The sequence below is a fragment of the Rhodanobacter sp. 7MK24 genome (genome assembly GCF_014842995.1).
GTDB lineage: Bacteria > Pseudomonadota > Gammaproteobacteria > Xanthomonadales > Rhodanobacteraceae > Rhodanobacter_A.
In genome coordinates, this window is the sequence record NZ_JACYXL010000001.1 from 189,289 (window position 1) to 212,243 (window position 22,955).

A 22,955-nucleotide genomic window follows, 5' to 3' on the forward strand; every position below is an offset into this window, starting at 1 on the left:
ACGAATCGCGACGGAGACGCCTCCAATGTCATGGATGCATGCCGGCCTGCTTGCTCCAGCGCTTCTCCTGGCAGCAGGCGCGGCCGATCCGTCGTCGTATGCGGCCACGCACCCGGCGGCCTATGCGGGAACCTACGTTCTTCGCGTGTGCCATGGCCCATGCACCGCAACGCCCGATTTCACCGGAACACTGGTGTTGTTCGAGCGTCCGATACGGAATGCGCAGGGGCGTCTCTTTCGTGCCGACCTCGACACGCAATATGCCAACGGCTGCTTCGTCTGGTCGAAAGCAACAGGCGGCCCGTTTGGCAACGAGCGGCGCGGCTTCTTCTCATGGGCGTTGTTTGAAGGTGCCGCTGATCTTGAGCTGATGCGTTCGCCGGATGGTGGTTACCGAGTACGCATGCAACTGACGCCGAAAGGCTTGCGTGGCGAAGCTGGGATCTGGGTTGATCCAGGCCCCGCAGATGCGGGGCACGAGGCTCGAGATCAATTGATTGCTGAGCGTTTGGGTGAGCCGGATATCGCCGCGTGCAATTCGCCGCCTTGATCTGGTGGTTCCGGTCGAGTGATCAGGCTTTCAACAACTCTGGTGTCGCCTGGGCGCCGATCGCGTCGGTCATCGCCTTCGCCACGTTAAGGTTGCCGGCGATGATGTTGCCGCTTTCGGGGATGCCGTCGCGGCCGGCGAAGTCGCCGTAGCGCCCGCCCGCCTCGTGCACCAGCAGCACGCCGGCGGCCATGTCCCAGGGCTTGAGGCCGATCTCGAAGTAGCCGTCGTAGCGGCCGGCGGCGGTATAGGCGAGGTCAAGCGCGGCGGAGCCGGAGCGGCGGATGTCCTCGGCCTGGCCGAGCAGGGCGCGGGTCATCGCGAGCTGCGCGTCGAGGTGGGCGCGCTGGCGGTAGGGAAAGCCGGTGGCGATCATCGCGCCGCCCAGGTTCTCGCGCTTGCCGACGCGGACGCGCGTCGGGCCGGTGCCCTTGTCCAGATAGGCGCCGTCGCCCTTGCTGGCGGTGAACAGTTCGCCACGCAACGGATCGAACACCACTCCATAGACCGGCACGCCCTTGTCCAGCATGGCGATGGAGACGCTGAAATGCGGGATGCCGCGCAGGTAGTTGTGGGTGCCATCCAGCGGGTCGATCACCCAGGTGAGCGGGTTCTTCTTGCCGATGGCGCCGCTTTCCTCGGCGAGGATGCCGTGGTCGGGGTAGGCGCGGCGCAGTTCCTTGACGATCTCGGCCTCGGCCAGCTTGTCGACCTCGGAGGCGAAGTCCATGCGCTGCTTCTCGACGACGGCGAGGCCTTCGATGCGGTTCATGTAGCGCAGGATCACGTTGCCGGCGGCGCGCGCGGCGCGCACCGCGATGGTGATGGCGGGTCGGGTCATGGCTTCGGCTGTCGAAAGAACGGGTTGCGGCCGGCGATTCTAGCAGATATGGCCATCTGAACCATCAGGGATGGTGAAGGTCACCTGCTTGGCGTGACGCATGTTGTTTCGAGGTGTGCGTGGCTGACAAGCGGTGCTGCATACTGAGCAGATTGGCTTCCATGTGGTCATATCAAGGGGGAGTAAATGACTGTTCGTCAGTTGGTTGGTCTCGGTTTGCGCCTGCTAGCTTTGTGGCTCTTTTTTGGAGCGCTAACTTGTTTCGGGCAAATTGGATCTGTCATGACGCGGGGTGCCGGCTTCACGTCGTCGCCGGTGATTACTGGATCTGTTGTGGCATTGGCATTCCTGTTGTTTGGTCTGATGTTTTGGATATTCAGTGATGGCATAGCAGGCGCGTTGTTATCCGGACTTTCAAAGGACGTACAGATACAGATAGGGGCCTCCGACTTAATGGTTGTCGGGTGTGCGCTCACGGGCCTGTGGTGGCTAAGGAGTGCTGCGCTGCCACTAATTTCGATATGGCTCAGGTCTCTATACCTTTCAACGACGACGACGGATCAGTCGTCGTTGGACGTGATGAGTGCGTCTACCCGAATTGACTGTGGTCTCTGTTTGCTTCAAATCGTCATAGCGTTAGCTCTTGTATGCCGTCCGCGATGGATTGCCAGTCGGCTGCTACGCGATACCGAACGAACTCCTCGTGAAACACATGAAAGCGAAAGATCAATGGGGTCATAAGTTGATGCCGATGACCGAAATTCACGACCTTACCTCCCTGTTCCGCTTCGTGCTGGTACGCACCTCCCATCCGGGCAATATCGGCGGCGCGGCGCGGGCGATACGTACCATGGGCTTCACGCGGCTGGAACTGGTGGCGCCGCAGCGTTTCCCCGACCGCGAGGCGGACGCGCTGGCGGCGAACGCGGTGCAGGTGCTGGCCGAGGCCGGCGTGCACGAGACCCTGGTCGAGGGACTTTCCGGGGCGAGCTTCGCGCTGGGCCTGTCCGCACGCCGACGCGGGGTGAACCTGCCGGAGCTGTCGCCACGCGAGGGGGCCGCGCAGGCGCTGGCCGCAGCCGCGCGCGGCGAGCAGGTGGCGCTGCTGTTCGGCAACGAGCGCACCGGCCTGGAAAACGAGGAGCTGGCGACCTGCCATGCGATGGTGCGCATTCCCAGCGTGGACGACTTCAGTTCGTTGAACCTTGCACAGGCGGTGCAGGTGATGGCCTACGAACTGCGCCTGGCGATGCTGGGCGATGCGCTGCCTGTGCCGCCGCCCGAGAACGACGAGCCGCCCGCCGATGCGGGGCAGATGGAACGCTTCTACGCCCATCTTGCCGAGACACTGGACGACATCGACTTCCACAAGGGGCGCGAGCCGACCACGATCATGCTGCGGTTGCGGAAGCTGTTTCAGCGTGCGCAGCCGGATCAGCGCGAGTTGCGTGTGCTGCACGGGATTCTGGCGGACGCGCAGCGGATGGCGATGCTGGCACGCGGAAAACGGTAGGAACACACCCTGTGCGCGATTGCCTTTCGCTTCGATCAGAGCGAAAAGCAATCGCGCACAGGGTGCACTCCTACCCTTCGGCTTCGTCCGTGCTCTCGCGCGTGGGTTCGCGGGTGACCAGCAGCTTGTCGATGCGCGCGCCGTCCAGATCCACCACTTCGAAGCGGATGCCTTGCCAGGCGAACACCTCGCCGACTTGCGGAATGTGACCGAGCGCGGCCATCACCATGCCGGCGGCGGTGCGGAATTCGTGCTCGGCTTCGCCGGGCAGGTGGTCGAGGCGCAGCAGTTCGCGCAGGTCGTCGGTGGCCAGGCTGCCGTCGATCAGCCAGCTGCCGTCGGCACGCTCGACGATGGGCGCGTTTTCCGCGGTGTCGCCGTGGGCGAGCTGGCTGGCGCCGACCACAGCGGCGAGCAGGTCGTTGACGGTGACCACGCCCTCGATGTCGCCGTATTCGTCCACCACCAGCGCCAGCGGGGTTTCGGCGTCGCGGAACTCTTCCAGCAAGTCGAGTGCACGCGCGGTGGCCGGCACGTACAGCGGCTTGGCAAGGTGCTCGAACAGTTGCGGGCGGCCCTCGGCGAAAGACTGCAGCAGGCGCTTCACTTCGACCACGCCCACCACCTCGCTCTCGTCGCCGCGGTACACCGGGTAGCGCGAGTACGGCGTCTGCCGCAGCACTTCCACGTTCTCCTCGCGCGGCGCGGCCATGTCCAGCCACGCAATACGCACGCGTGGCGTCATCACGCTGTCCACGCTGCGGTCGCCGAGACGCAGCACGCGGTTGACCATGGCGTGTTCGTCCGCGTCCAGCACGCCCTGTTCGGCGCTTTCGGCCACCAGCAGGCGGATTTCCTCTTCCGTGGCGGCGGCATGGCTGTGGCCGCGCACGCCCAGCGCGCGCAGCAGCAGGTTGCTGGCGGTGTTGAGCAGCCACACGAACGGCGCGGTGGCGCGCGACAGCAGCAGCATAGGAATGGCCACGATGGCCGACACCTTCTCCGGTGCCGACAGCGCCAGGCGCTTGGGCACCAGTTCGCCCACCACGATCTGGATGAAGGAGATCAGCACGAAGCCCAGCACCACGCCGATGATGCGGGCGTAGGGCTCCAGCCACGCGGCGTGGCCACCGTGCAGCAGGTCGGCGATGTGCGCGCCCAGTGCGTCGCCGGCCACCGCGCCGGTGACCAGCATCATCAAGGTGATGCCGACCTGGATGGTGGAGAGGAAATATTCCGGATTCTCGGCATGCCGCAGCGCCACCGTCGCGCGGCGGCTGCTGCGCGCCATCTGCTTGAGGCGGCTCTTGCGCGAGGCGACCAGCGCCATCTCGGACAGCGCGAAGAAGCCGTTGCACAGGGCGAGCACGAGGACGAGCGCGATTTCGGTCAGCATCGCGTGGGGCGTGAGGCGGAATGCATTGAGGGAGTTTAGCGGCTAAACCGGCGCCGTTACGGGGCGCCATGCTGCGATGCGAGGTAACTGTCCTGTAACATCGCCGCCATTCGACCCAAGGCGCGACCCGCATGTTTTCACTGCAGACGATCTTCGGCAAAGGCGACAAGTTCTACGGCTTGCTGGAGCAGAGCGCCGAGGCGGCGCACGAAAGTGCCAAGGCGCTGCACGCGCTGGTCACCCAGGCCGATCACGCGCCGGTGATGGCCGCGTTCGCGGCGACCCGGGCGCGTGAGAAATCGCTGGCCTCGAAGATCAGCGAGGAACTGGTGAACACCTTCGTCACCGCGCTGGATCGCGAGGACATCGAGGCGCTGAATTCGGCCTTGTACAAGATCCCCAAATCGGTGGAGAAGTTCGCCGAGCGCTACGACATCGTGTCCGTGCGCCTGCAGGGCGTGGACTTCGGCCAGCGTGCACTGGTGCTGGAGCGCTCCGCCACCGTGGTGGTGGAGATGATCGGCGAACTGCGTCGCGGGCTGCGCATCGATCCGGTGAAGAAGCTGCAGGACCGCCTGCAGACGCTGGAATCCGAAGGCGACCGCATGCTGCTGGCGCCGTACCGCACGCTTTACGTGGAAGGCAACGACGCCATGAAGGCGATGCTCGCGAAGGACTTGTTCGAGCTGATCGAGAAGGCCATCGACAAGTGCCGCGACGTTGGCAACATCGTCTATTCGATCGTGCTAAAGAACTCATGAGCCTCGGACTCGTGGCAGTGGTGGTGCTGATCGCACTCGCCTTCACCTACATCAACGGCTTCCACGACACCGCCAACTCGATCGCCACGGTGGTGGCGACCAAGGTGCTCACGCCGGGTCAGGCGGTGCTGCTGGCGGCGGTGACCAACCTGATCGGCGCGCTGTGGGGCACGGCGGTGGCGGCCACCATCGCCGCCGGCATCGTCAACACCGGCGTGGTCGAGGCCGGTCCGCAGTTGCTGATCTGCGCACTGCTGGCAGCCATCGTGTGGAATCTCATCACGTGGTGGCTGGGCCTGCCTTCCAGCTCCAGCCATGCCCTGGTGGGAGCGCTGGTAGGTGCGGCAATGGCTGAAGCCGGCGACCATTTCAACGCGGTGATCTGGTCGCAGGGCGGCGCGCACTGGTGGCTGGGCAAAGGCGTGATCCCGAAGGTGGTGGTGCCGATGGTGGTGTCGCCGTTCGCGGGCCTGGTGATCGGCTTCCTGCTGATGGGCGGCCTTTATGCATTGTTGGCGTGGTTCTCGCGCCGCAGCGGCTGGTTGCGGCTGCTCGGCCGCACGCCCTTCGTCAACAGCTTCTTCGGCAAGGCGCAGATCGCCTCGGCCAGCGCCATGGGCCTGGCCCACGGCATGAACGACGCGCAGAAGAGCATGGGCATCATCGCGCTGGCCCTGGCCAGCGCCACCGCGGCGGGCCAGTTCGATCATCTGCCGGGGTGGCTGCATTTCCTGCGCATCAGCGGCTCCGCCCACGGCGGCTTCGTGGTGCCGGCGTGGGTGGCGGTGGTTTGCGCGCTGACCATGGCCGGCGGTACGGCTGGTGGCGGCTGGCGCATCATCAAGACACTGGGCCACAAGATGGTGAAGCTGCATCCGATCAACGGCTTCGCGGCCGAGGGCAGTTCGGCCATCGTGATCCTGGGCGCTTCGGCGTTCGGCCTGCCGGTGTCCACCACCCACGTGGTGTCGTCCGCGATCATGGGCGTGGGCTCGGCAAAGCGTTCCAACGCCATCCGGTGGTCGGTGGTGGAACGCATGGTGTGGGCATGGATCCTCACCTTGCCGATCACCGCGCTGGTCGCATGGGGCTTCGTCCGGATCGCCCGCCTGCTGGGCTAGGAGCGTGGGCGGTAGAAGCCGTCCAGGCTGCGAAGCCCGCCACGCAGTCCATTTTCCCGCCGCTTCTTGGCCCATAGCGCCGACTATGGGCCGGCGAACCGTCGAAAAACTGTCCTCGCGCGACAGGCTTCTCGCCGCGAACGTTTCTACCGCCCACGCTCCTAGAACGCGTCGCTGCCGCTGGCGACCAGTTGTTCGAGCTGGTCGCCCAACCGGCCCAGTTCCACGATCAAGCGCTGCAGCTCGCCCTCATCGAGCAATTCGTAGGGGCGGTTTTCGCACAGGTGCAGGTAGGGCGCGCCATCCAGGTCGGCCACGGCGAGGAAGCCGCAGCGCTGCTCCCAGTTGAAGCGCAGGCAGCGCTGCGCATCCGTGCCCGCCAACGGGCCTATGGGCGTGGAGATGCGCAGATAGCGGTGGCCCGATTCGGTTTCCAGTTCGGCCAGATAGATGCCCTGATGGCGGCCATGCGGCAGGCTCAGATCGAAGCTGATGAGGTAGGGATCGTTCTGGCGCAGCCCGTGCAAGCTGCCCAGGTGGGAACGCACGGCTTCGAAGTGGTGCATAGGTTGCCCCCGAGGCTGACCATGGCGCTGCTACTCTGACACGTTTGCCACCCGGCTTGGTCAAGGCTCTGTTATCGCCATGCAAGACAGCCACGCCCGCGTCTATGCCGCCATCGCCGCGATTCCACCCGGGCGCGTGGCCAGCTACGGCGCCATTGCCGCCCGTGCCGGCCTGCCGGGGCGGGCGCGGCTGGTTGGCAAGCTGCTGGGCGAAGTGCCCGATGGCATGGAGTTGCCGTGGTTCCGCGTCCTGCGTTCCTCGGGCGAGATCGCCCTGCCCAAGGGCAGCCGCGGCTTCCGCGAACAGGTGCGGCGGTTGCGCGCCGAGGGTGTGGAAGTGAAGAACGGCCGCGTGGCGCTCAGCGCGTTCGGGCTGGATGCCGATCTCGACCGTGCGCTGTGGGGCGCTATTTGAGCGGGGTCGCAGCGAATCAGGTCGACGCGATGCCGGCCGCACCGAACGCGGCGGGGCCATGCATACGTTTCGAATCCTGTTTTCGAATGCTGCGCGACCGAGCCCGTCAGCCCAGGCGGGTGCGCCACAGCAGCAGCCATGACGTGCCCCACAGCACTGCAGCCATCACCAAGCCCACGCATAGCAGGCGCAGCGCCATGTCGGGAATCAGCAGGCAGGCAAGGACGCCGAGTACGCTGAAGATGCCGGTGCCGTAATAGATCGGTGCGGCGAATACGCGGGCCAGCGGCAGAAAGTGGATGCCGACGATGAGTGCCGCCGTCGCGGGTATCCACAGCCCCAGTCCGCCGCGCGCAAGCAACACCGAGCTGATGGCGATCAGCGCGGCCTCGGCTCCGAAGATGATGCCGAACCAGATGCCGGCGCGTTTGCCGGCTGCGGATGCGGCTGGGTCGTCGGCGCTGCGGGTTCGGCGCGTTGCCAACAGGCGGGCGGCGCACAGGCCGAGCAGGGCGATGGTTGCGACCATGGCGCCCGGTATGGCCCAGGCGGAGCGGGCGTTCCAGTTGAGCAGCGCGGCAAAACACCAGGCCGCACCGCCTGCACCGAGCACGGTCGCGCCGCTGAGGATGCCGCGCGTACGCGCCACGTTCGTTTCGTCCACTTTTCCCAGTAGCAGCGACATGGCAGGTACCCCGTCAAGGCATCGGAAGAAGCGGATGCGCTACGTCGCGCACCCAGCCGGATGCGGTGATTCTGCGAGCCTCGCCCCTGCGCCGGCAGTGACGCTTGTCATCCGCTTGCCGTGAAACCAGGCAGGAGGCGGAGCGCCGTGTCGGCATGGGTATCGTCACGTCCCCTGTTCGAAAACGGGTTGGGTAGCGCGTATTTGTCCTGCCTGTCGCTCAGACCGTCGGCTTGTCGAAGCGACGGATGAAGTCGCGCACCTGCGGATAGACGATCTCGCGCCAGCGTCGGCCGCTGAAGATGCCGTAGTGGCCGGCACCCTCGATCACCTTGTGCGCCCGGCGCTTGGCCGGGATGCTGCTGCACAGATCGTGCGCGGCCTGGGTCTGGCCGAGGCCGGAGATGTCGTCCAGCTCGCCTTCCACGGTGAACAGGGCGCTGGTCCTGATCGCGGCAGGCGTCACGCGCTCGCCGTTCACGTCCCACAGGCCGCGCGGCAGCAGGAACTGCTGGAACACCGCTGCGATGGTGTCGAGATAGAACTCCGCCGGCAGGTCGAGCACGGCGTTGTATTCGTCGTAGAACTTGCGGTGCGACTGGGCGTCGTCCAGGTCGCCGCGCAGCAGGTTCTCGTAGAAATCCCAGTGCGATTGCAGATGGCGGCCCGGATTCATCGCGATGAATCCGGCATGCTGCAGGAAGCCTGGATACACCTCGCGACCGCGGCCGGGATAGTTCGGCGGCACGGTGTGGATCACGCTGCCCTTGAACCACGACAGCGGTTGCGTAGTGGCGAGATTGTTGACGCTGGTTGGGCTGCGCCGCGGGTCGATCGGGCCGCCCATCATGGTAAGGCTGCGCGGCGTGGGCTCGCCGCGCGCCGCCATCAGCGATACCGCTGCCAGCACCGGTACGGTGGGCTGGCATACCGAGATCACGTGCAGCGATTCGGCGCCGATATGGCGGATGAAGCGCTCGATCAACGCCACGTAGTCGTCCAGTCCGAACGGTCCCGCCTCTGCCGGCACCATGCGCGCGTCCACCCAGTCGGTGACGTACACCTTGTGCTCGCGCAACAGGGTGCGCACGGTGTCGCGCAACAGGGTGGCGTGGTGCCCGGACAGCGGTGCGACCACCAGCACTACCGGGTCGTTCTTCATCGTCTCGACGATGGCCTGCTCGTCGCTGAAGCGCTTGAAGCGCTTCAGCTGGCAAAACGGCGTATCCAGCGCCACGCGCTCGATCACCGCGATCTCATGGCCGTGCGCTTCGACCTGATGGATGCCGAAAGCCGGCTTCTCGTAATCCTTGCCGAGGCGATGGATCAGCTCATAGCCGGCGGCCAGCCGTTGCGTGGCAGGCCAGGAGGCGAACGGGTTGTTCGCATCGTTGAGCATCTGCGCGCTGGCGTCGGCGAAATGGCTGAGCGGGCCCAGGAAGGCGCGTTGCCACTCGTGGATCTGATAGAGCATGAGGCGATCCGCCTGGCTAAAAGTTCGCCATTTTAGCGCGGACCGCCGATTTCTGCTGCGCCGCCGCATGACGGCCGCCGGATCGCTCAGGAGGCGGGCAGGCGACGTACTTCGGTATCCGCGGCGATGTCGTGCAGCGCACGGCGGCGCGGATCGAGCAACGCCACCCCGAACCACAAGGCCCACGCAGCCAGCACCGCCCACAGCGTCGTGTGCAGGCCGAGCGTCGGCTCCAGCGCCAGCAGCAGCATGGGCGCGGCGGCCGCCGATACGCGAACCACGGCTTGCAGCAAGCTGATCGTGCCGCCGTCGTCGCGGCTCACCCGGATGCGCCAGGGACGCATGCCGACGGTCTGGCCGCCGCGCCGCCAGGAAGCGACGAAGTACGCAGCCACCACCACGCATTGCAGTGCCTGATACCACAGCGGAACCATGGCATGCGTGCCAGTGGCGATCAGCTCGCCGCCGGTGGCGAGCTGACACAGCAGGCCGACCACCATCACGATCGCGACCACGATCAGGAGGTCGTAGACCAGCGCGACCAGGCGACGCCACAGCGGGCAGGGCAGGTTGGCGGCGTTCATCGGGCGGCTTGCACTCGCTTGGCGCCATGTCCAGCATGGCGCGCATGAAGAAGGAAGATTCTCCCAGTATCGCCGAAGCAGATGCCGCGAACATCGACGCCTTCATCGAGCGCGTGTGGTCGGAGGACGGCCTCGCCGACCGCACGCTGGAGGCGTATCGCCGCGATCTCGAAGCGCTTGCGCGCTGGCTGGCCGGGCGCGGGCGATCGCTGCACGATGCGCGGCGCGAGGACATTTCCGCCTACCACGGCATGCAGCCGGCGGCGGTGCGCTCGATGGCGCGGCGGCAATCGGCATTTCGCCGCTACTACGCGCTCCGTTCACGCGAGACGCCGGGTGCAGACGACCCCACGTTGCTGATCGAGCGTCCGCGCATGCCGCGCAGCCTGCCCAAGGCGCTGGCCGAGCGCGAGATCGAGGCCCTGCTGAACGCGCCGGACACCGACGGCATGTTGGGCCTGCGTGATCGCGCGATGCTGGAGCTGATGTACGCCTCGGGCCTGCGTGTGTCCGAACTGGTGGAGTTGCCGCTGGCCGCGTTGAACCCGCGGCAGGGTGTGCTGCGCATCACCGGCAAGGGCGGCAAGGATCGTCTCGTGCCGGTGGGCGAGGTCGCGCTGGGTTGGATCGAGAACTATCTCGCGAGCGCGCGGCCCGCGCTGGCGAGAGGACGCCAGCCCGTGGCGCTGTTCCTCAGCAAGCGTGGCGAAGGCATGACGCGGCAGATGTTCTGGACGCTGGTGAAACGCCATGCGCTCAAGGTCGGCATCCAGTCGAAGCGCATCTCGCCGCACGTGTTGCGCCACTCCTTCGCCACCCATCTGCTCAACCACGGCGCGGACCTGCGCGCACTGCAGATGCTGCTGGGCCATAGCGCGCTCAGCACCACGCAGATCTACACCCTGGTCGCGAAGGAGGGGTTGAAGCGGCTGCATGCACAGCACCATCCGCGTGGTTGAGACGCCGGTTCACAGGCGAGAAGGGCGGTTGTGCGAAAATCGGGACGCTGCCGTCTCCCCGCGGCCATCGAGGTGCAAGATGTTGAAGAAGTTGTTGCTGGCCGCGTGCGTCAGCGGATTCGTCCTGACTGCCTGTGCGGCCGGCAACTCCGCTGCGGCCACGACGCTGGGTAGTGGCGTCGACGCATCCGCGGTGCAGGTGGTGCAGCGGGCACTCGCCAAGCTGGCGCCGGGCGTGCAGGTGGACGTGGTGAACCGTGCGCCGCTGCCCGGTTTCTACCAGGTGATCGCCTCCGGCCAGCTGCTTTACGTGAGCGCCGACGGCAAGTACCTGATGAACGGCGAACTGGTCGATCTCGACGCGAAGAAGAGCGTCAACGATGCCGCGTGGGCGGCGTTTCGCAAGGCCGAGCTGGCCAAGGTGCCGGCAGCCGCGCGCATCGAGTACGCACCCGCCAATCCGAAATACCGCATCACCGTGTTCACCGACGTCACCTGCCCGTATTGCCGGGTACTGCACGAACACATGGCCGAGCTGAACCAGGCCGGCATCGCGGTCGACTACATGGCATGGCCGCGCTCGGGCGTGGAAGACGAGACGGGACGCCCCACGGAAACCTACAAGGCCATGGTGTCGGCCTGGTGTGCCGCCGACCCCAAGGCCGCGCTCGATGGTGCGTTTGCCGGGCGCGAACCCAAGCCCGCCAGTTGCGCCAACCCTGTGCAGCAGGAGTTTGATCTGGGCATGCGGCTGGGCGTCAACGGCACGCCGGCCATCTTTACCGCCAGCGGGCGCCAGATTGGGGGCTATCTCACGCCGTTGCAGTTGCTGCAGGCGTTGCAGAAGGATTGAGCTGGTGCAGGCAGTCGCCGGAAACCGCTCCGTCGCTTGCAACAAAATCCCGAACCTGCAACGAAAAGCGCCAAAAGACCGCCAAAACGCCATGCAGGCGAGCCGCCGCGGCTCCTCGGTCGCACAAACATCCGGGAGAGCACCCCTCCCCCGGTTATGCCGTACTGCAGCATCAGCTAGAATGTGCGTTTCCACTCGCATAGCTCCGTTCCCCGCATGATCGCACTCGACGGGCAGAGCGCCCTTTCGTCCTTCCGCCTCGAACGCCTCAACGCCCGCCTCGATGCACTGCATCGCGGGGCGCACGTGCAGGCGGCCTGGTACGTGTATTTCCTCGATGCCGCCGCGCCGCCGGAGGGTGCGTTGCGCCAGCGCCTGCTGGAAGTACTGGAGGCCAAGGATGCCGCTCCCGCACCGGCCACGCTCTGGGTAGTGCCACGGCTGGGCACGATCTCGCCATGGTCGAGCAAGGCCACCGACATCCTGCATGGCGCCGGTTTCGACCTGCGCCGGGTGGAGCGCGGAATGGCGTGGCAGCTCGCCGGCATGCCTGCGGCGAATACGCCTGCCCACGACGCGGTGCTGAGTCTCCTGCACGACGCGATGACCCAGTCGGTGCTGGATTCGCTGGCTGGCGCGCAGAGCCTGTTCCTTGCCGGCCAGCCAGGCGATCTGGTGCATATCGCGCTGGGTGGCGACGCCGGGGCGGCGCTTTCGCGGGCAAACAAGGAACTGGGCCTGGCGCTGGCCGAGGACGAAATCGACTATCTCGCCGCGCGGTACGCCGAACTGGGCCGCGACCCTACCGACGCCGAGCTTTTCATGTTCGCCCAGGCGAACTCCGAGCACTGCCGCCACAAGGTGTTCAACGCCAGCTGGACGGTGGACGGTCAGGAACAGGACAAGAGCCTGTTCGCCATGATCAAGAACACGCACCAGCATTCGCCCGCTCACACGTTGTCCGCCTACAAGGACAACGCGGCGGTGATCGAAGGCAGCATCGGCAAGCGCTTTTTCAGCGACGAGAGCGGTGTGTGGCGCGCGCGCGAAGAGCAGATCGACTACGCGATCAAGGTCGAGACGCACAACCATCCCACCGCCATCGCGCCGTGGCCCGGCGCTGCGACGGGTGCCGGTGGCGAGATCCGCGATGAAGGCGCGACCGGCCGTGGCGCCAAGCCCAAGGCCGGCCTTACCGGCTTCTCGGTATCCGATCTGCGCATCCCCGGTCGTCCGCAGCCGTGGGAAGTGGATCGCCCGTTGCCGCCGCGCATGGCCAGCGCGTTCGAGATCATGCGCGACGGCCCGCTGGGTGCCGCGGCGTTCAACAACGAATTCGGCCGTCCGTGCCTCGGCGGTTATTTCCGCACCTACGAGCACGAGACCGGCGAAGCCGGCGTGCGCCGCGGCTACGACAAGCCCATCATGCTGGCGGGCGGTCTCGCCAACATCCGCAGCGCGGATGTGCAGAAGCACGAGATCCGGCCCGGCCACGCGGTGATCGTGCTGGGCGGTCCGGCGATGCTGATCGGCCTCGGCGGCGGCGCGGCCTCCTCGGTGGCTTCCGGTGCGTCGAGCGCCGAGCTGGACTTCGCTTCCGTGCAGCGCGACAACGCCGAGATGGAGCGCCGCTGCCAGCAGGTGATCGACGCCTGCTGGGCGCGCGGCAGCAACAATCCCATCGTCAGCATCCACGACGTGGGCGCGGGCGGCCTGTCCAATGCGATTCCCGAACTGCTCAACGATGCCGGCGTGGGCGGCGAGATCGACCTCTCCAAAGTGCCCTGCGACGATCCTTCGCTGTCGCCGATGCAGGTATGGAGCAACGAGTCGCAGGAACGCTACGTGCTCGGCATCGCGCAGGAAAACCTGCCGGAGTTCGAGGCGTATTGCGTGCGCGAACGCTGCCCGTACGCCGTGGTCGGCACGGCCACGGAAGCGCGCGTGCTGCGCGTCACCGATCCGCGCCGCGACCTCACGGTGATCGACCTGCCGATGGACGTGCTGTTCGGCAAGCCGCCGCGCATGCATCGCGAGGCGAAGCGCATCAAGCCGCGCGTGGACCTGGTGCCCGACCTCACCGGCATCGGCATGGACGAGGCGCTGTTGCGCGTGCTGCGCCTGCCCACCGTGGGCAGCAAGAGCTTCCTGATCAATATCGGCGACCGCACCGTGGGCGGCCTCAATCACCGCGACCCGATGGTCGGTCCGTGGCAGGTGCCGGTGGCTGATTGCGCGGTGACGATGGCGGATTTCGACGGCTATCGTGGCGAGGCGATGGCGATGGCCGAACGCGCGCCGGTGGCGCTGCTCGGCAGTGCCGATGCCGCGCGGCTGGCCGTGGGCGAAGCGATCACCAACCTCGCCGCGGCGCCGATTGCTTCGCTGGGCGAGATCCGTTTGTCGGCGAACTGGATGGCTGCGGTGAATCACCCCGGCGACGACGCCGCATTGTTCGATGCGGTGAAGGCCGTCGGCATGGAGCTGTGCCCGCAGCTGGACATCTCCATTCCGGTGGGCAAGGACTCGCTCTCCATGCAGACCGTGTGGAAGGACGGCGCGACCGCACAACGTACTGTTGCGCCGGTGTCGCTGGTCATCACCGGCTTCGCCCGCGTGGACGACGTGCGCCGCACGCTCACGCCGCAGCTCAAGCTCGACCGCGGCGACACCGACCTGTGGCTGCTCGACCTCGGCGCCGGCCGCGACCGTCTCGGTGCCTCCGCGCTGACCCAGGTGTTCAACCGCAGCGGCGGCGTGCCGCCGGATCTGGACGACGCCAAGCGCCTGCGCTCGCTGTTCGAGCTGGTGCAGGAGGCGAACCGCAGCGGCCTGCTGCTGGCTTACCACGACCGTTCCGACGGCGGCGTCATCGTCACCCTGCTGGAGATGGCCTTCGCTGGCCACTGCGGCCTGGAAATCCAGCTCGACGGCTGGGCCGACGCCGCGCTGCGCGCGCTGTTCAACGAGGAACTGGGCGCGGTGCTGCAGGTGGCCAAGGCGAACCGCGAAGCCTTCGAGGCGCTGCTGGTGAAGCACGATCTCGCCGGCATGAGCTATCGCATCGGCCGCCCCAAGGAGAAGCTGGGCATCAAGCTCTTCGCGGGCGGCGAGACGTTGTTCAAGTGGAACTGGAGCACCTTGTACCGCGCGTGGAACGAAACCAGCCACGCCATGCAGCAGTTGCGCGACAACCCCGCCAGCGCGGACGCCGAACTGGAATGGCGGTTGGACGACGCCGATCCCGGCCTCAATCCCAAGCTCACGTTCGACCCGGCAGAAGACATCGCCGCGCCGCTGATCCACGCGGCGATCGCCGGTGGCGCGAAGCCGCGCGTGGCGATCCTGCGCGAGCAGGGCGTCAACGGCCAGGTGGAAATGGCCGCCGCGTTCACCCGCGCCGGCTTCGAGGCGGTGGACGTGCACATGTCCGACCTCGCCAGCGGGCGCATCAAGCTCTCCGACTTCCGCGGTTTCGCAGCATGCGGCGGCTTCTCCTACGGCGACGTGCTCGGTGCGGGCCGCGGCTGGGCCACTTCGATCCTTTACAACGACTACCTGCGCGCGGAGTTCACCGCGTTCTTTGCCGACCCGACGAAGTTCGCGCTGGGCGTGTGCAACGGTTGCCAGATGATGAGCCAGCTCAAGGACATCATCCCCGGTGCGCAGCACTGGCCGAAGTTCCTGCGCAACGCCTCCGAGCAGTACGAGGCGCGCGTGGCGACGCTGGAGTTGCTGGATTCGCCCAGCCTGTTCTTCAAGGGCATGGCCGGTTCGCGCATCCCGGTGGCGGTGGCGCATGGCGAGGGGCGTGTGCATTTCCCCAACACGTGCAGCCCGTCCAAGGCGCAGGCTGCGGTGCGTTTCGTGGACAACCGCGGCAAGCCGACCGAACACTTCCCGCTCAATACCAACGGCTCGCCCGGTGGCCTGGCTGGCTTCACCGCCGCCGATGGCCGCGTGACCATCCTGATGCCGCATCCGGAGCGCGTGTTCCGCAGTGTGCAGATGAGCTGGCATCCGGAGAAGTGGGGCGAGGATTCGCCGTGGATGCGCATGTTCCGCAACGCTAGGGTGTGGTGCGGCTGAGCAAGCCCGCATAAAGGTGCCGGTAGCCGATGGCTGCCGGCGCTTCCTCTCCGGGCGAGACGGAATGGCCGACCTGGTACACCCGCTGCACATTTCCTGCCGCATACTTGCGCCGTGAACATACCTTCTCCCTTCTCGCCATTGCCGCTCAGCGTCATCGTGGTGTCCGCCGACAGCGGCCCGGGGCTGCGCGACTGCGTGCGCCACGTGCTTGCCTGCACCACGTCGCTGGAGCTGTTGCTGATCGACAACGCCTCGGCTGACGGCGTGCCGCAAGCGGTGGCGCGCGCGCGCGAGCACGATCCGCGATTTCGATTGATCCAGAGCCATACCAACCTCGGCTTTGGTCGGGCGGTGAACCGCGCGGCGGCGCAGGTGAAGGGCGAGTTGCTGCTGGTGCTCAATCCCGATTGCCTGCTCGAGCAGACCAGCCTCGACCGCCTGCTTGCCGTGTTCGCGAGCGAGAAGCAGGTTGGCCTGCTTGGCGCCGTGGCCTGCGATGAGCAGGGCGTGCCCGATCCCGCCTCGCATCGGCGCGATCCGCTGTTGCGTCGCGCGCTGGCCAGCCTCTCCGGCGGCAAGGGCGAGCGTGTCGAAGTCGAGGGCGCGATGCCGGATGGTCTGGTCGAAGCCGAGGCGGTGTCCGGCGCATTGATGCTGCTGCCGCGCCACGTGTTCGAGCGGTTGCATGGTTTCGACGAGGGTTATTTCCTGCATTGCGAGGATCTGGACCTGTGCCGCCGCGTGCGCGATGCCGGCTGGCGCGTGATGCTGGCGGGCGACGTGCGCGTACCGCACACCAAGGGCGGGTCCAGCCGGCACCGGCCGATTTTCGTGAGTCGCCACAAGCATCGCGGCATGTGGCGCTGGTTCCGCAAGTTCGATCCCGCCGCCCGCAATCCGCTCGTGGCGGCAACGGTGTGGCTGGGCATCTGGGCGCACTTTCTTGTGCAGCTTCCCGGCCAGCTGATGCGAAGAGCGTCGGGAAAATAGGCGAGCGATCCGCGGCATCACGCTTCTCCCACGTCACCCCGCCACTCCTCGCCCGATGACCTCACGCACCAGCTTCCTTCCCACCCTCGGCCTGCTGGCGATGACCGCCGTGTGGGGCTCCACCTTCGTGCTCATCAAGGACGTGGTGGCGCGCATGCCGGTGGCTGATTTCCTGGCCGTGCGCTTCGCCGTCGCTGCGCTGGCGATGCTGGCGTTGTTCCCTCGCCATGTCTGGCGCCTGGGACGCACGGGCATGGTGCGTGGCCTCGCGCTGGGCGCCATCTACGGTTGCGGCCAGTTGCTGCAGACGTGGGGGCTGGCATTGATCTCGCCCAGCGTCAGCGGCTTCGCTACTGGCATGTACGTGGTGTTCACGCCCATCCTCGCGACGCTGCTGCTTGGTCAGCGCATGGCTGGCGTGGTGTGGTTCGCGGTGGGGTTGGCCACGGCAGGCCTCGCATTGCTTTCGCTCAACGGGATGTCGGTGGATGCGGGCGTATGGCTCACGCTGGCCTCGGCCGTGCTGTATGCGCTGCACATCGTGTTGCTGGGACAGTGGTCGCGCCCGGACGTGGCCTTCGGCTTGACCTCGTTGCAAATGGTCGCCATCGCACTGGTCTGCCTGCTCGCCACGTGGCCGCACGGCGGCCCCATGCTGCCGCCGGACCGCGCCGCATGGCTGGCCGTGCTCTACATGGGGCTGGTCGCCGGCGCCGGCGCGATTCTGGTGCAGACCTGGGCGCAGGCCCACCTGCCCGCCACCCGCGCCGCCATCGTGATGACCACCGAGCCCGTGTTCGCCGCCGCCTTCGCGGTGGCCTTGGGCAGCGACGTGCTTACCTGGCGCATGCTCGCCGGTGGCGCACTGGTGCTGGGGGCGATGTATCTGGTGGAACTGATGCCGCGCCGGTCAGCGGCCTTGGGGGCGGAGGCGGCGCATCACGAGGTGTGAGAGCGGACGGGCTCGAGTGGCCTGCCCGGCGCCACTTTGCGCATCTCCCGCGTATGCAGCGCCACACGTACCAGATACACCACGATCACTACGTTGCCGACCAGCGTGGCGAATTTCACCCATCCGAAATGGCGCACTGTCTCGTAGAGCTCCAGCGGTATCAGCGAACCCGTGGCGATCACGGTGAACCATTCCGCCCAGTACTTGCCCATCAACAGGCCTACGCCCTCGATGCCGAACAGTACCGCGTAGACCAGCGCCACCAGTCCCACTGCCACGAAGCGGCTGGGGCCGAAGTTCTGCAGTGCATCCACCAGGCGCCAGCGCAGTTCGTTGCTGTCGGTGAGCGTCAGGTGTCCCAGCCAGTACACCAGCCGGTCGAAGTTCTGCTGGTGCTCTAGGTGGAAGGCGGCAATGGCCACCAGCACGAGGCAGGTGGTCTTGATGATTTCGTAGACCGCGATCACTCGCAGGCCGGTGCGATGTTGCGAAGGGGTTGTGATGGCGGTTTTGGTATGGAGCATGAGGAACCGTTCAGGGCGCGCTCAAGGGCGCGGCGTTGGTGGCGTGGCATGCAGCCAGCCAGTGCTGGAATTCTTCCGCGGGCATGGGCATCCCGATGAAATGGCCCTGCATGAGGTTGCAGCCCAGCGCGGCCAGCATGGTCCGTTGCTCGTCGGTTTCCACGCCCTCGGCCACAGTGATCATGCCCAGCCGCTTGCCGATGTCGACGATGAAGCCGGCCAGCGGGTTGGTGCTGTCGGGCTGCAGCGCGACGACGAAGGAGCGGTCGATCTTCAACTCGTCCAGCGGTAACTGCTGCAGGCTGGCGAGCGACGAGTAGCCGGTACCGAAGTCGTCCAGCGACAACCGGAAACCTGCATCGGACAGCTGTTGCAGCGTCTGCCGGGCCGCATCGAAATCACCCAGCAGGGCGCTCTCGGTCAACTCAAGGGTCAGCGCGGAGGGTTCGATGCCCGCGGCCAGGACGCGCGCGGCGAGGTCGTCCGCGAACTGCGGCTGGGCGATTTGCCAGGGGCTGACGTTAATCGAGAGATGGATGCCGTCGGCGAGGCCCAGTCGGTACCACTCCCGCAACTGGCTGCAAGCGGCATCGACCACCCACTGGCCCAGGGCGTGGATCAGCCCGGTTTCCTCGGCAATGTGGATGAAGCCGCCGGGCAGTAGCATGCCGAGCGTCGGATTGCGCCAGCGCAGCAGGGCTTCGGCACCGGCAAGCCGGCCCTCGGCATCCACCTGCGGCTGGAAGTACAAAGTCAGTTCGTCGCGCTGCAGGGCAAGGCGCAGGCCACGTTCCAATTCCAGCCGGGCATCCGCCTCGGCCTGCATCTGCGGTTCGAACAGCCGCGCCGCATGGCGCCCGGAGGTCTTGGTGCGATGCAGGGCGATGTCGGCGCGTCGGACGATGTCGGCGGCACTGACGCCGGCGTCGGGAAAGGTCGCCACGCCGATGCTGGCGCCGATGGCCAGCGGGCGGCGCTCGATCACCAGCGGCTTGGCCAGGTGGGCGAGCACGTGCGTGGCCATGGCCATGCCGCGTCGCGCGGCGGTGGCGGCGTCGGCCGAGGAAGGGCTCAGCAGCACCAGGAATTCGTCACCACCGAGCCGCGCCACGGTGATGGCATCAGGCACCGCATCGGGCAGGCGTTCGGCGACGGCCTGCAGCAGCAGGTCGCCGAAGCGGTGACCCAGCGATTCGTTGATGGTCTTGAAATGATCGAGGTCGACCAGCAGCACGCTGCCGTGCAGACCGTTGCGCGTGGCATCGTCGAGCAGGCCGCATAGCCTGTCCTGCGCATGCAGGCGGTTGGGCAGGCCGGTCAACGCGTCGTACCAGGCGGCGTGGCGCAGGCTTTGTTCGGCCTGGTGGCGCGTTGCCGCTTCTGCACGCAATTGCGTGGCCGTGCGTTCGAGTTGTGCCGTATGCATGCGCATCTGACCGACCAGCGACAGGCCCATCAATAGCACGAAGGAGAGGAAGGCGAAGGCATCGGTGGCGGGGTAGGGGCGCCCCATCGCGTCGATCACGACGCTGCTCCACAACAGGGCGAGGAACTGCACCAGCAGGCAGGCCAGCAGCATGCCGCCGCGCAGACGCTGACCATCCATCACGCATTGGCGGGATGCGCGGTAGAACGCCCACGCGAAGGCCGCATAACAGAGCCAGTAGAACACCTGCCCGGATGCCGAGTGCGCGCCATCGATGGCGTAGAGCGTTTCGCCCCAGGGCAGTTGTATTGGCATGCGCGTCCGTACCGAGGCGTACAGTACGGTGCCCGGTTCGAGCAGGTTGAGCACGGACATGGCCAGCGTCAGCAGCAGCACAACCATGACCAGACGCTGCGACATGGGCCGGTTCGTGTAGCCTGCGACGAAGAACATCAGCGTCGGCAGCGCGAGCAGGACGGTGCCGGCCAGCACGCGCAGGGCGCGCATGGCCTGGGGCAGCGTCTGTGCGGAGTAGATGCCTACGCGGCCGAGCGCGATCACCGCGACGCACAGGCACAGCACGGCGAAGGCCAGGGACGTGCGGTCGCTCCCGCGGCGCCAGCCGACCAGCAGAAACTGGATGCCCGCAGCCACCGCTACCGCGGCCGTGGCGATCAGCGCGGTGGCGAAGTAACCGAAGTTGGTGAAGTTCGTCGCTACAGGCATGCATTGCACCTGGAAGCCGGCGCAACCGCCGCCGGCGTCCGTCGGGAAACGCGCGGCCCCGCCTGATTGCTGCGGCGGGGCCACGAAAGCCTGACATTCTAGGGCCTGTCGGCGGCTTATAAGCGCTGCTCATGAGCTCACCGTGCGGAATGCCCGGAGATCGTGAACGGATTCTCAGCAGCAGCGTCCGCCACCGCCCTTGTAGCGAGCTTCCTGCCGCTCGCGGAAGAATTCGGCGTAGCTGGGCACCCTGCGCTCGGGATGATGCTCGCGCAGGTGTCGCACGTAGGCGTCGTAGTCGGGTATGCCGCAGCAGAGGCGGGCGGTTTGCACCGCCCACTTGCGTACGGATTGCAGTCGCGCCTGGAGGTTCATGGCGTCAATGATGCGCGGCCAGGCTCGCCCCTGTCAGAGCCACGTACGGTTCCTCATGGGCCGTGGGGTGGTTGGTGTGCCAGGCCTGCAACAGGGCGCGCAGACAGAACAGCGTCATCACCACGACCAGTGCCATGAAGATCGCAGTCATCGCCATGTCGACGCGATTGTTGGTGATGATCTGCTGCATGGCCGCCGCGGTCTTGGCCGGCGCCAGCATCTGCCCTTGCGCCAGCGCGGCGGCGTACTTGTCGGCGGCCGCGGTGAAGCTGATCGGCCCGACCAGCTTCTCGTAGCCGGCCGCCAGTGTGCAGGTGATCAGCCAGATCGCCGGGACGCCGGGCACCCATACGTAGCGTTCGCGCTTCAGCTTCACCACCACCACCGTGGCCAGCATCAGCGCAATGGCGGCGAGCATCTGGTTGGCGATGCCGAACAGCGGCCACAGCGTATTGATGCCGCCCAACGGATCGACCGCACCCTGGTAGAGGAAGTAGCCCCACAGTCCCACGCAGATCGCGGTGGCGAGCAGGTTGCCAGACCACGATTCGGACTCCTGCAGGGGCTTGTGGATGAGGCCGGCGATCTCCTGGATCATGAAGCGGCCCACGCGGGTGCCGGCATCCACCGTGGTGAGGATGAACAGCGCCTCGAACAGGATGGCGTAGTGGTACCAGAACGCCATCATGCCTTCGCCCGGCAGGATGTTGTGCAGCAGCTGCGCCATGCCCACCGCGAGCGTGGGTGCGCCGCCGGCGCGGCTGAGGATGCTCTGTTCGCCGACGTCCTTCGCGGTCTGCACCAGCGCATCCGGAGTCACCACGAAGCCCCACTGGCTGATCACCTGTGCCGCGTGTTCCGCTGTTGTGCCGATGAGCGCGCCCGGCGCATTCATCGCGAAATACACGCCCGGGTGCAACGACACTGCCGCCACCAGCGCCATGATGGCCACGAAGGCCTCGCACAGCATGCCGCCATAACCGACCAGGCGCGCCTGGCCTTCGTTCGCCAGCAGCTTGGGCGTGGTGCCCGAAGCGATGATCGAATGCCAGCCCGACACCGCGCCGCAGGCGATGGTGATGAACAGGAACGGGAACAGGTTGCCCTGGAACACCGGGCCGGTGCCGTCGATGAACTTCGTCACCGCCGGCATCTGCAGCATCGGCGCGGCGAGGAAGATCGCCAGCGCCAGCAGGGCGATGGTGCCGATCTTGAGGAAGGTGCTGAGGTAGTCGCGCGGCGCCAGCAGCAGCCACACCGGCAGCACCGAGGCGCAGAAACCGTAGCCGATCAGCCACCACGCCAGCGCCTTGGCGTCGAGGTCGAAGACCGGTGCCAGCGTGGCCGACTCGGCCACGAAGCGGCCGGCCCAGATCGACAGCAGCAATAGCGCGAGGCCGATGATCGACACCTCGAGGATGCGTCCCGGCCGCAGCCAGCGCAGGTAGCCGCCCATCAGCAGTGCGATCGGGATCGTCGCCGCCACCGTGAAGGTGCCCCACGGACTGTGCGTGAGCGCCTTCACCACCACCAGCGCCAGCACCGCCAGCACGATCATCATCAGCACCAGCACGCCCACCATCGCGACGATGCCGGGCAACGGCCCCAGCTCCTCGCGCAGCATGTGCCCCAGCGAGCGGCCGTCGCGGCGCAGCGAGAGACCGAGGATCATGAAGTCCTGCACCGCTCCGGCGAACACCACGCCGAACAGGATCCACATCGTGCCGGGCAGGTAGCCCATCTGCGCCGCCAGCACCGGCCCCACCAGCGGACCGGCGCCTGCGATGGCGGCGAAGTGGTGGCCGAACACCACCCACTTGTCGGTGGGCACATAATCCAGACCGTCGTTGCGCAGCACCGAAGGCGGCGCCCGGGTGGGATCCAGGCGCAGCACGCTGTGCTCGATGAACTTGGCGTAGAAGCGGTAGCCGATCAGGAACACGCACAGCGACGCGGCCACGAGCCAGATCGCATTGATCGATTCACCGCGACGCAAGGCCACCACGCCGAGGCACCAGGCGCCCACGATGGCGATGGCGACCCACAGGATCTTCGCCGCCGGGCTGGGTTTGACGGTCGCGCTGTGCATGGGGTCTCTCCCGGAAAGTCCCTGCAAGAGTCTCGCCGGGCGTGGCAGGGGTCAATGCCGCAA

The 22,955-nt window shown here is 66.7% G+C and carries 20 protein-coding genes; 10 read left to right on the plus strand and 10 right to left on the minus strand.

Going from position 1 to position 22,955, the window contains the following annotated elements; all coding sequences use genetic code 11:
* Positions 1-25: 25 nt before the first annotated feature.
* Positions 26-550, plus strand: coding sequence for a hypothetical protein (locus IHE49_RS00820; RefSeq protein WP_192154026.1), 525 nt, complete (start codon positions 26-28; stop codon positions 548-550).
* A gap of 22 nt (positions 551-572) precedes the next feature.
* Here the strand turns inward: IHE49_RS00820 and IHE49_RS00825 are convergent, their stop codons facing one another.
* Positions 573-1,391, minus strand: coding sequence for an inositol monophosphatase family protein (locus IHE49_RS00825; RefSeq protein ID WP_192154028.1), 819 nt, complete (start codon positions 1,389-1,391; stop codon positions 573-575).
* Positions 1,392-2,142: 751 nt separating this feature from the next.
* Here IHE49_RS00825 and IHE49_RS00830 point away from each other — a divergent pair.
* A complete protein-coding gene (locus IHE49_RS00830) occupies positions 2,143-2,904 on the plus strand; it encodes an RNA methyltransferase (protein ID WP_192154030.1) in 762 nt (253 codons plus the stop codon).
* Between the two features lie 70 nt (positions 2,905-2,974).
* On the opposite strand, the gene IHE49_RS00835 is transcribed toward IHE49_RS00830, so the two are convergent.
* A complete protein-coding gene (locus tag IHE49_RS00835) occupies positions 2,975-4,300 on the minus strand; it encodes a hemolysin family protein (RefSeq protein ID WP_192154032.1) in 1,326 nt (441 codons plus the stop codon).
* A gap of 131 nt (positions 4,301-4,431) precedes the next feature.
* Between IHE49_RS00835 and IHE49_RS00840 the strand changes: the two genes are divergently transcribed.
* Both IHE49_RS00840 and IHE49_RS00845 read left to right on the plus strand, forming a co-directional pair.
* Positions 4,432-5,061, plus strand: a complete 630-nt coding sequence (locus tag IHE49_RS00840) for a pit accessory protein (RefSeq protein ID WP_192104970.1) — start codon at positions 4,432-4,434, stop codon at positions 5,059-5,061.
* Positions 5,058-6,182 carry an inorganic phosphate transporter gene (locus tag IHE49_RS00845; RefSeq protein ID WP_192154034.1) on the plus strand — a complete coding sequence of 375 codons (1,125 nt, stop codon included), beginning with the start codon at positions 5,058-5,060 and terminating at the stop codon, positions 6,180-6,182. The genes IHE49_RS00840 and IHE49_RS00845 overlap by 4 nt, the downstream gene beginning before the upstream one ends.
* Positions 6,183-6,343: 161 nt before the next feature.
* Here IHE49_RS00845 and IHE49_RS00850 read toward each other — a convergent pair whose 3' ends face one another.
* The gene (locus IHE49_RS00850; protein ID WP_192154036.1) at positions 6,344-6,748 is read right to left on the minus strand and encodes a hypothetical protein; all 405 of its coding nucleotides are present in this window, start codon (positions 6,746-6,748) and stop codon (positions 6,344-6,346) included.
* Between the two features lie 79 nt (positions 6,749-6,827).
* Here IHE49_RS00850 and IHE49_RS00855 point away from each other — a divergent pair, with 79 nt between their 5' ends.
* Complete coding sequence (locus IHE49_RS00855) at positions 6,828-7,163, plus strand: MGMT family protein (RefSeq protein ID WP_192154038.1); 336 nt, start codon at positions 6,828-6,830, stop codon at positions 7,161-7,163.
* A 106-nt stretch (positions 7,164-7,269) separates the two neighbouring features.
* On the opposite strand, the gene IHE49_RS00860 is transcribed toward IHE49_RS00855, so the two are convergent.
* The 3 genes from IHE49_RS00860 to IHE49_RS00870 all read right to left on the minus strand — a co-directional run bounded on the left by IHE49_RS00860 (position 7,270) and on the right by IHE49_RS00870 (position 9,906).
* Positions 7,270-7,848, minus strand: coding sequence for a hypothetical protein (locus IHE49_RS00860; RefSeq protein WP_192154040.1), 579 nt, complete (start codon positions 7,846-7,848; stop codon positions 7,270-7,272).
* A 220-nt stretch (positions 7,849-8,068) separates the two neighbouring features.
* Positions 8,069-9,322 carry a polyhydroxyalkanoate depolymerase gene (gene phaZ, locus IHE49_RS00865; protein ID WP_192154042.1) on the minus strand — a complete coding sequence of 418 codons (1,254 nt, stop codon included), beginning with the start codon at positions 9,320-9,322 and terminating at the stop codon, positions 8,069-8,071.
* 86 nt (positions 9,323-9,408) lie between these two features.
* A complete protein-coding gene (locus IHE49_RS00870) occupies positions 9,409-9,906 on the minus strand; it encodes an RDD family protein (protein ID WP_192154044.1) in 498 nt (165 codons plus the stop codon).
* A 44-nt stretch (positions 9,907-9,950) separates the two neighbouring features.
* Between IHE49_RS00870 and xerD the strand changes: the two genes are divergently transcribed.
* From xerD to IHE49_RS00895, 5 genes are all read left to right on the plus strand, one after another.
* Entirely contained in the window at positions 9,951-10,865 is a 915-nt protein-coding gene (xerD, locus tag IHE49_RS00875; RefSeq protein ID WP_192154046.1) for a site-specific tyrosine recombinase XerD, read from the plus strand.
* Between the two features lie 79 nt (positions 10,866-10,944).
* Positions 10,945-11,718, plus strand: a complete 774-nt coding sequence (locus IHE49_RS00880) for a DsbC family protein (protein ID WP_192154048.1) — start codon at positions 10,945-10,947, stop codon at positions 11,716-11,718.
* Positions 11,719-11,934: 216 nt separating this feature from the next.
* Positions 11,935-15,807, plus strand: a complete 3,873-nt coding sequence (purL, locus tag IHE49_RS00885) for a phosphoribosylformylglycinamidine synthase (protein ID WP_192154050.1) — start codon at positions 11,935-11,937, stop codon at positions 15,805-15,807.
* A gap of 114 nt (positions 15,808-15,921) precedes the next feature.
* Positions 15,922-16,800, plus strand: a complete 879-nt coding sequence (locus IHE49_RS00890; RefSeq protein WP_343227515.1) for a glycosyltransferase family 2 protein — start codon at positions 15,922-15,924, stop codon at positions 16,798-16,800.
* Positions 16,801-16,855: 55 nt separating this feature from the next.
* Complete coding sequence (locus IHE49_RS00895; RefSeq protein WP_192154051.1) at positions 16,856-17,752, plus strand: DMT family transporter; 897 nt, start codon at positions 16,856-16,858, stop codon at positions 17,750-17,752.
* On the opposite strand, the gene IHE49_RS00900 is transcribed toward IHE49_RS00895, so the two are convergent.
* The 4 genes from IHE49_RS00900 to IHE49_RS00915 form a co-directional block, all read right to left on the minus strand.
* Positions 17,740-18,276, minus strand: coding sequence for a DUF2127 domain-containing protein (locus IHE49_RS00900; protein ID WP_192154053.1), 537 nt, complete (start codon positions 18,274-18,276; stop codon positions 17,740-17,742). The two genes, IHE49_RS00895 and IHE49_RS00900, sit on opposite strands and share 13 nt — an antisense overlap.
* Before the next feature lie 10 nt (positions 18,277-18,286).
* Positions 18,287-20,428 carry an EAL domain-containing protein gene (locus IHE49_RS00905; protein ID WP_192154055.1) on the minus strand — a complete coding sequence of 714 codons (2,142 nt, stop codon included), beginning with the start codon at positions 20,426-20,428 and terminating at the stop codon, positions 18,287-18,289.
* Between the two features lie 174 nt (positions 20,429-20,602).
* Complete coding sequence (locus IHE49_RS00910; protein WP_192154057.1) at positions 20,603-20,803, minus strand: YbdD/YjiX family protein; 201 nt, start codon at positions 20,801-20,803, stop codon at positions 20,603-20,605.
* Between the two features lie 4 nt (positions 20,804-20,807).
* On the minus strand, positions 20,808-22,892 hold the full coding sequence (locus IHE49_RS00915) for a carbon starvation CstA family protein (RefSeq protein ID WP_192154060.1): 2,085 nt from the start codon (positions 22,890-22,892) through the stop codon (positions 20,808-20,810).
* Positions 22,893-22,955: the final 63 nt, after the last annotated feature.

What these genes read in the sequence shown, in the direction of transcription:
- IHE49_RS00820 (WP_192154026.1), top strand. Translation starts at nt 26, where the DNA reads ATGTCATGGATGCATGCCGGCCTGCTTGCTCCAGCGCTTCTCCTGGCA.
- IHE49_RS00825 (WP_192154028.1), bottom strand. Translation starts at nt 1,391, where the DNA reads ATGACCCGACCCGCCATCACCATCGCGGTGCGCGCCGCGCGCGCCGCC.
- IHE49_RS00830 (WP_192154030.1), top strand. Translation starts at nt 2,143, where the DNA reads ATGACCGAAATTCACGACCTTACCTCCCTGTTCCGCTTCGTGCTGGTA.
- IHE49_RS00835 (WP_192154032.1), bottom strand. Translation starts at nt 4,300, where the DNA reads ATGCTGACCGAAATCGCGCTCGTCCTCGTGCTCGCCCTGTGCAACGGC.
- IHE49_RS00840 (WP_192104970.1), top strand. Translation starts at nt 4,432, where the DNA reads ATGTTTTCACTGCAGACGATCTTCGGCAAAGGCGACAAGTTCTACGGC.
- IHE49_RS00845 (WP_192154034.1), top strand. Translation starts at nt 5,058, where the DNA reads ATGAGCCTCGGACTCGTGGCAGTGGTGGTGCTGATCGCACTCGCCTTC.
- IHE49_RS00850 (WP_192154036.1), bottom strand. Translation starts at nt 6,748, where the DNA reads ATGCACCACTTCGAAGCCGTGCGTTCCCACCTGGGCAGCTTGCACGGG.
- IHE49_RS00855 (WP_192154038.1), top strand. Translation starts at nt 6,828, where the DNA reads ATGCAAGACAGCCACGCCCGCGTCTATGCCGCCATCGCCGCGATTCCA.
- IHE49_RS00860 (WP_192154040.1), bottom strand. Translation starts at nt 7,848, where the DNA reads ATGTCGCTGCTACTGGGAAAAGTGGACGAAACGAACGTGGCGCGTACG.
- phaZ (WP_192154042.1), bottom strand. Translation starts at nt 9,322, where the DNA reads ATGCTCTATCAGATCCACGAGTGGCAACGCGCCTTCCTGGGCCCGCTC.
- IHE49_RS00870 (WP_192154044.1), bottom strand. Translation starts at nt 9,906, where the DNA reads ATGAACGCCGCCAACCTGCCCTGCCCGCTGTGGCGTCGCCTGGTCGCG.
- xerD (WP_192154046.1), top strand. Translation starts at nt 9,951, where the DNA reads ATGAAGAAGGAAGATTCTCCCAGTATCGCCGAAGCAGATGCCGCGAAC.
- IHE49_RS00880 (WP_192154048.1), top strand. Translation starts at nt 10,945, where the DNA reads ATGTTGAAGAAGTTGTTGCTGGCCGCGTGCGTCAGCGGATTCGTCCTG.
- purL (WP_192154050.1), top strand. Translation starts at nt 11,935, where the DNA reads ATGATCGCACTCGACGGGCAGAGCGCCCTTTCGTCCTTCCGCCTCGAA.
- IHE49_RS00895 (WP_192154051.1), top strand. Translation starts at nt 16,856, where the DNA reads ATGACCTCACGCACCAGCTTCCTTCCCACCCTCGGCCTGCTGGCGATG.
- IHE49_RS00900 (WP_192154053.1), bottom strand. Translation starts at nt 18,276, where the DNA reads ATGCTCCATACCAAAACCGCCATCACAACCCCTTCGCAACATCGCACC.
- IHE49_RS00905 (WP_192154055.1), bottom strand. Translation starts at nt 20,428, where the DNA reads ATGCCTGTAGCGACGAACTTCACCAACTTCGGTTACTTCGCCACCGCG.
- IHE49_RS00910 (WP_192154057.1), bottom strand. Translation starts at nt 20,803, where the DNA reads ATGAACCTCCAGGCGCGACTGCAATCCGTACGCAAGTGGGCGGTGCAA.
- IHE49_RS00915 (WP_192154060.1), bottom strand. Translation starts at nt 22,892, where the DNA reads ATGCACAGCGCGACCGTCAAACCCAGCCCGGCGGCGAAGATCCTGTGG.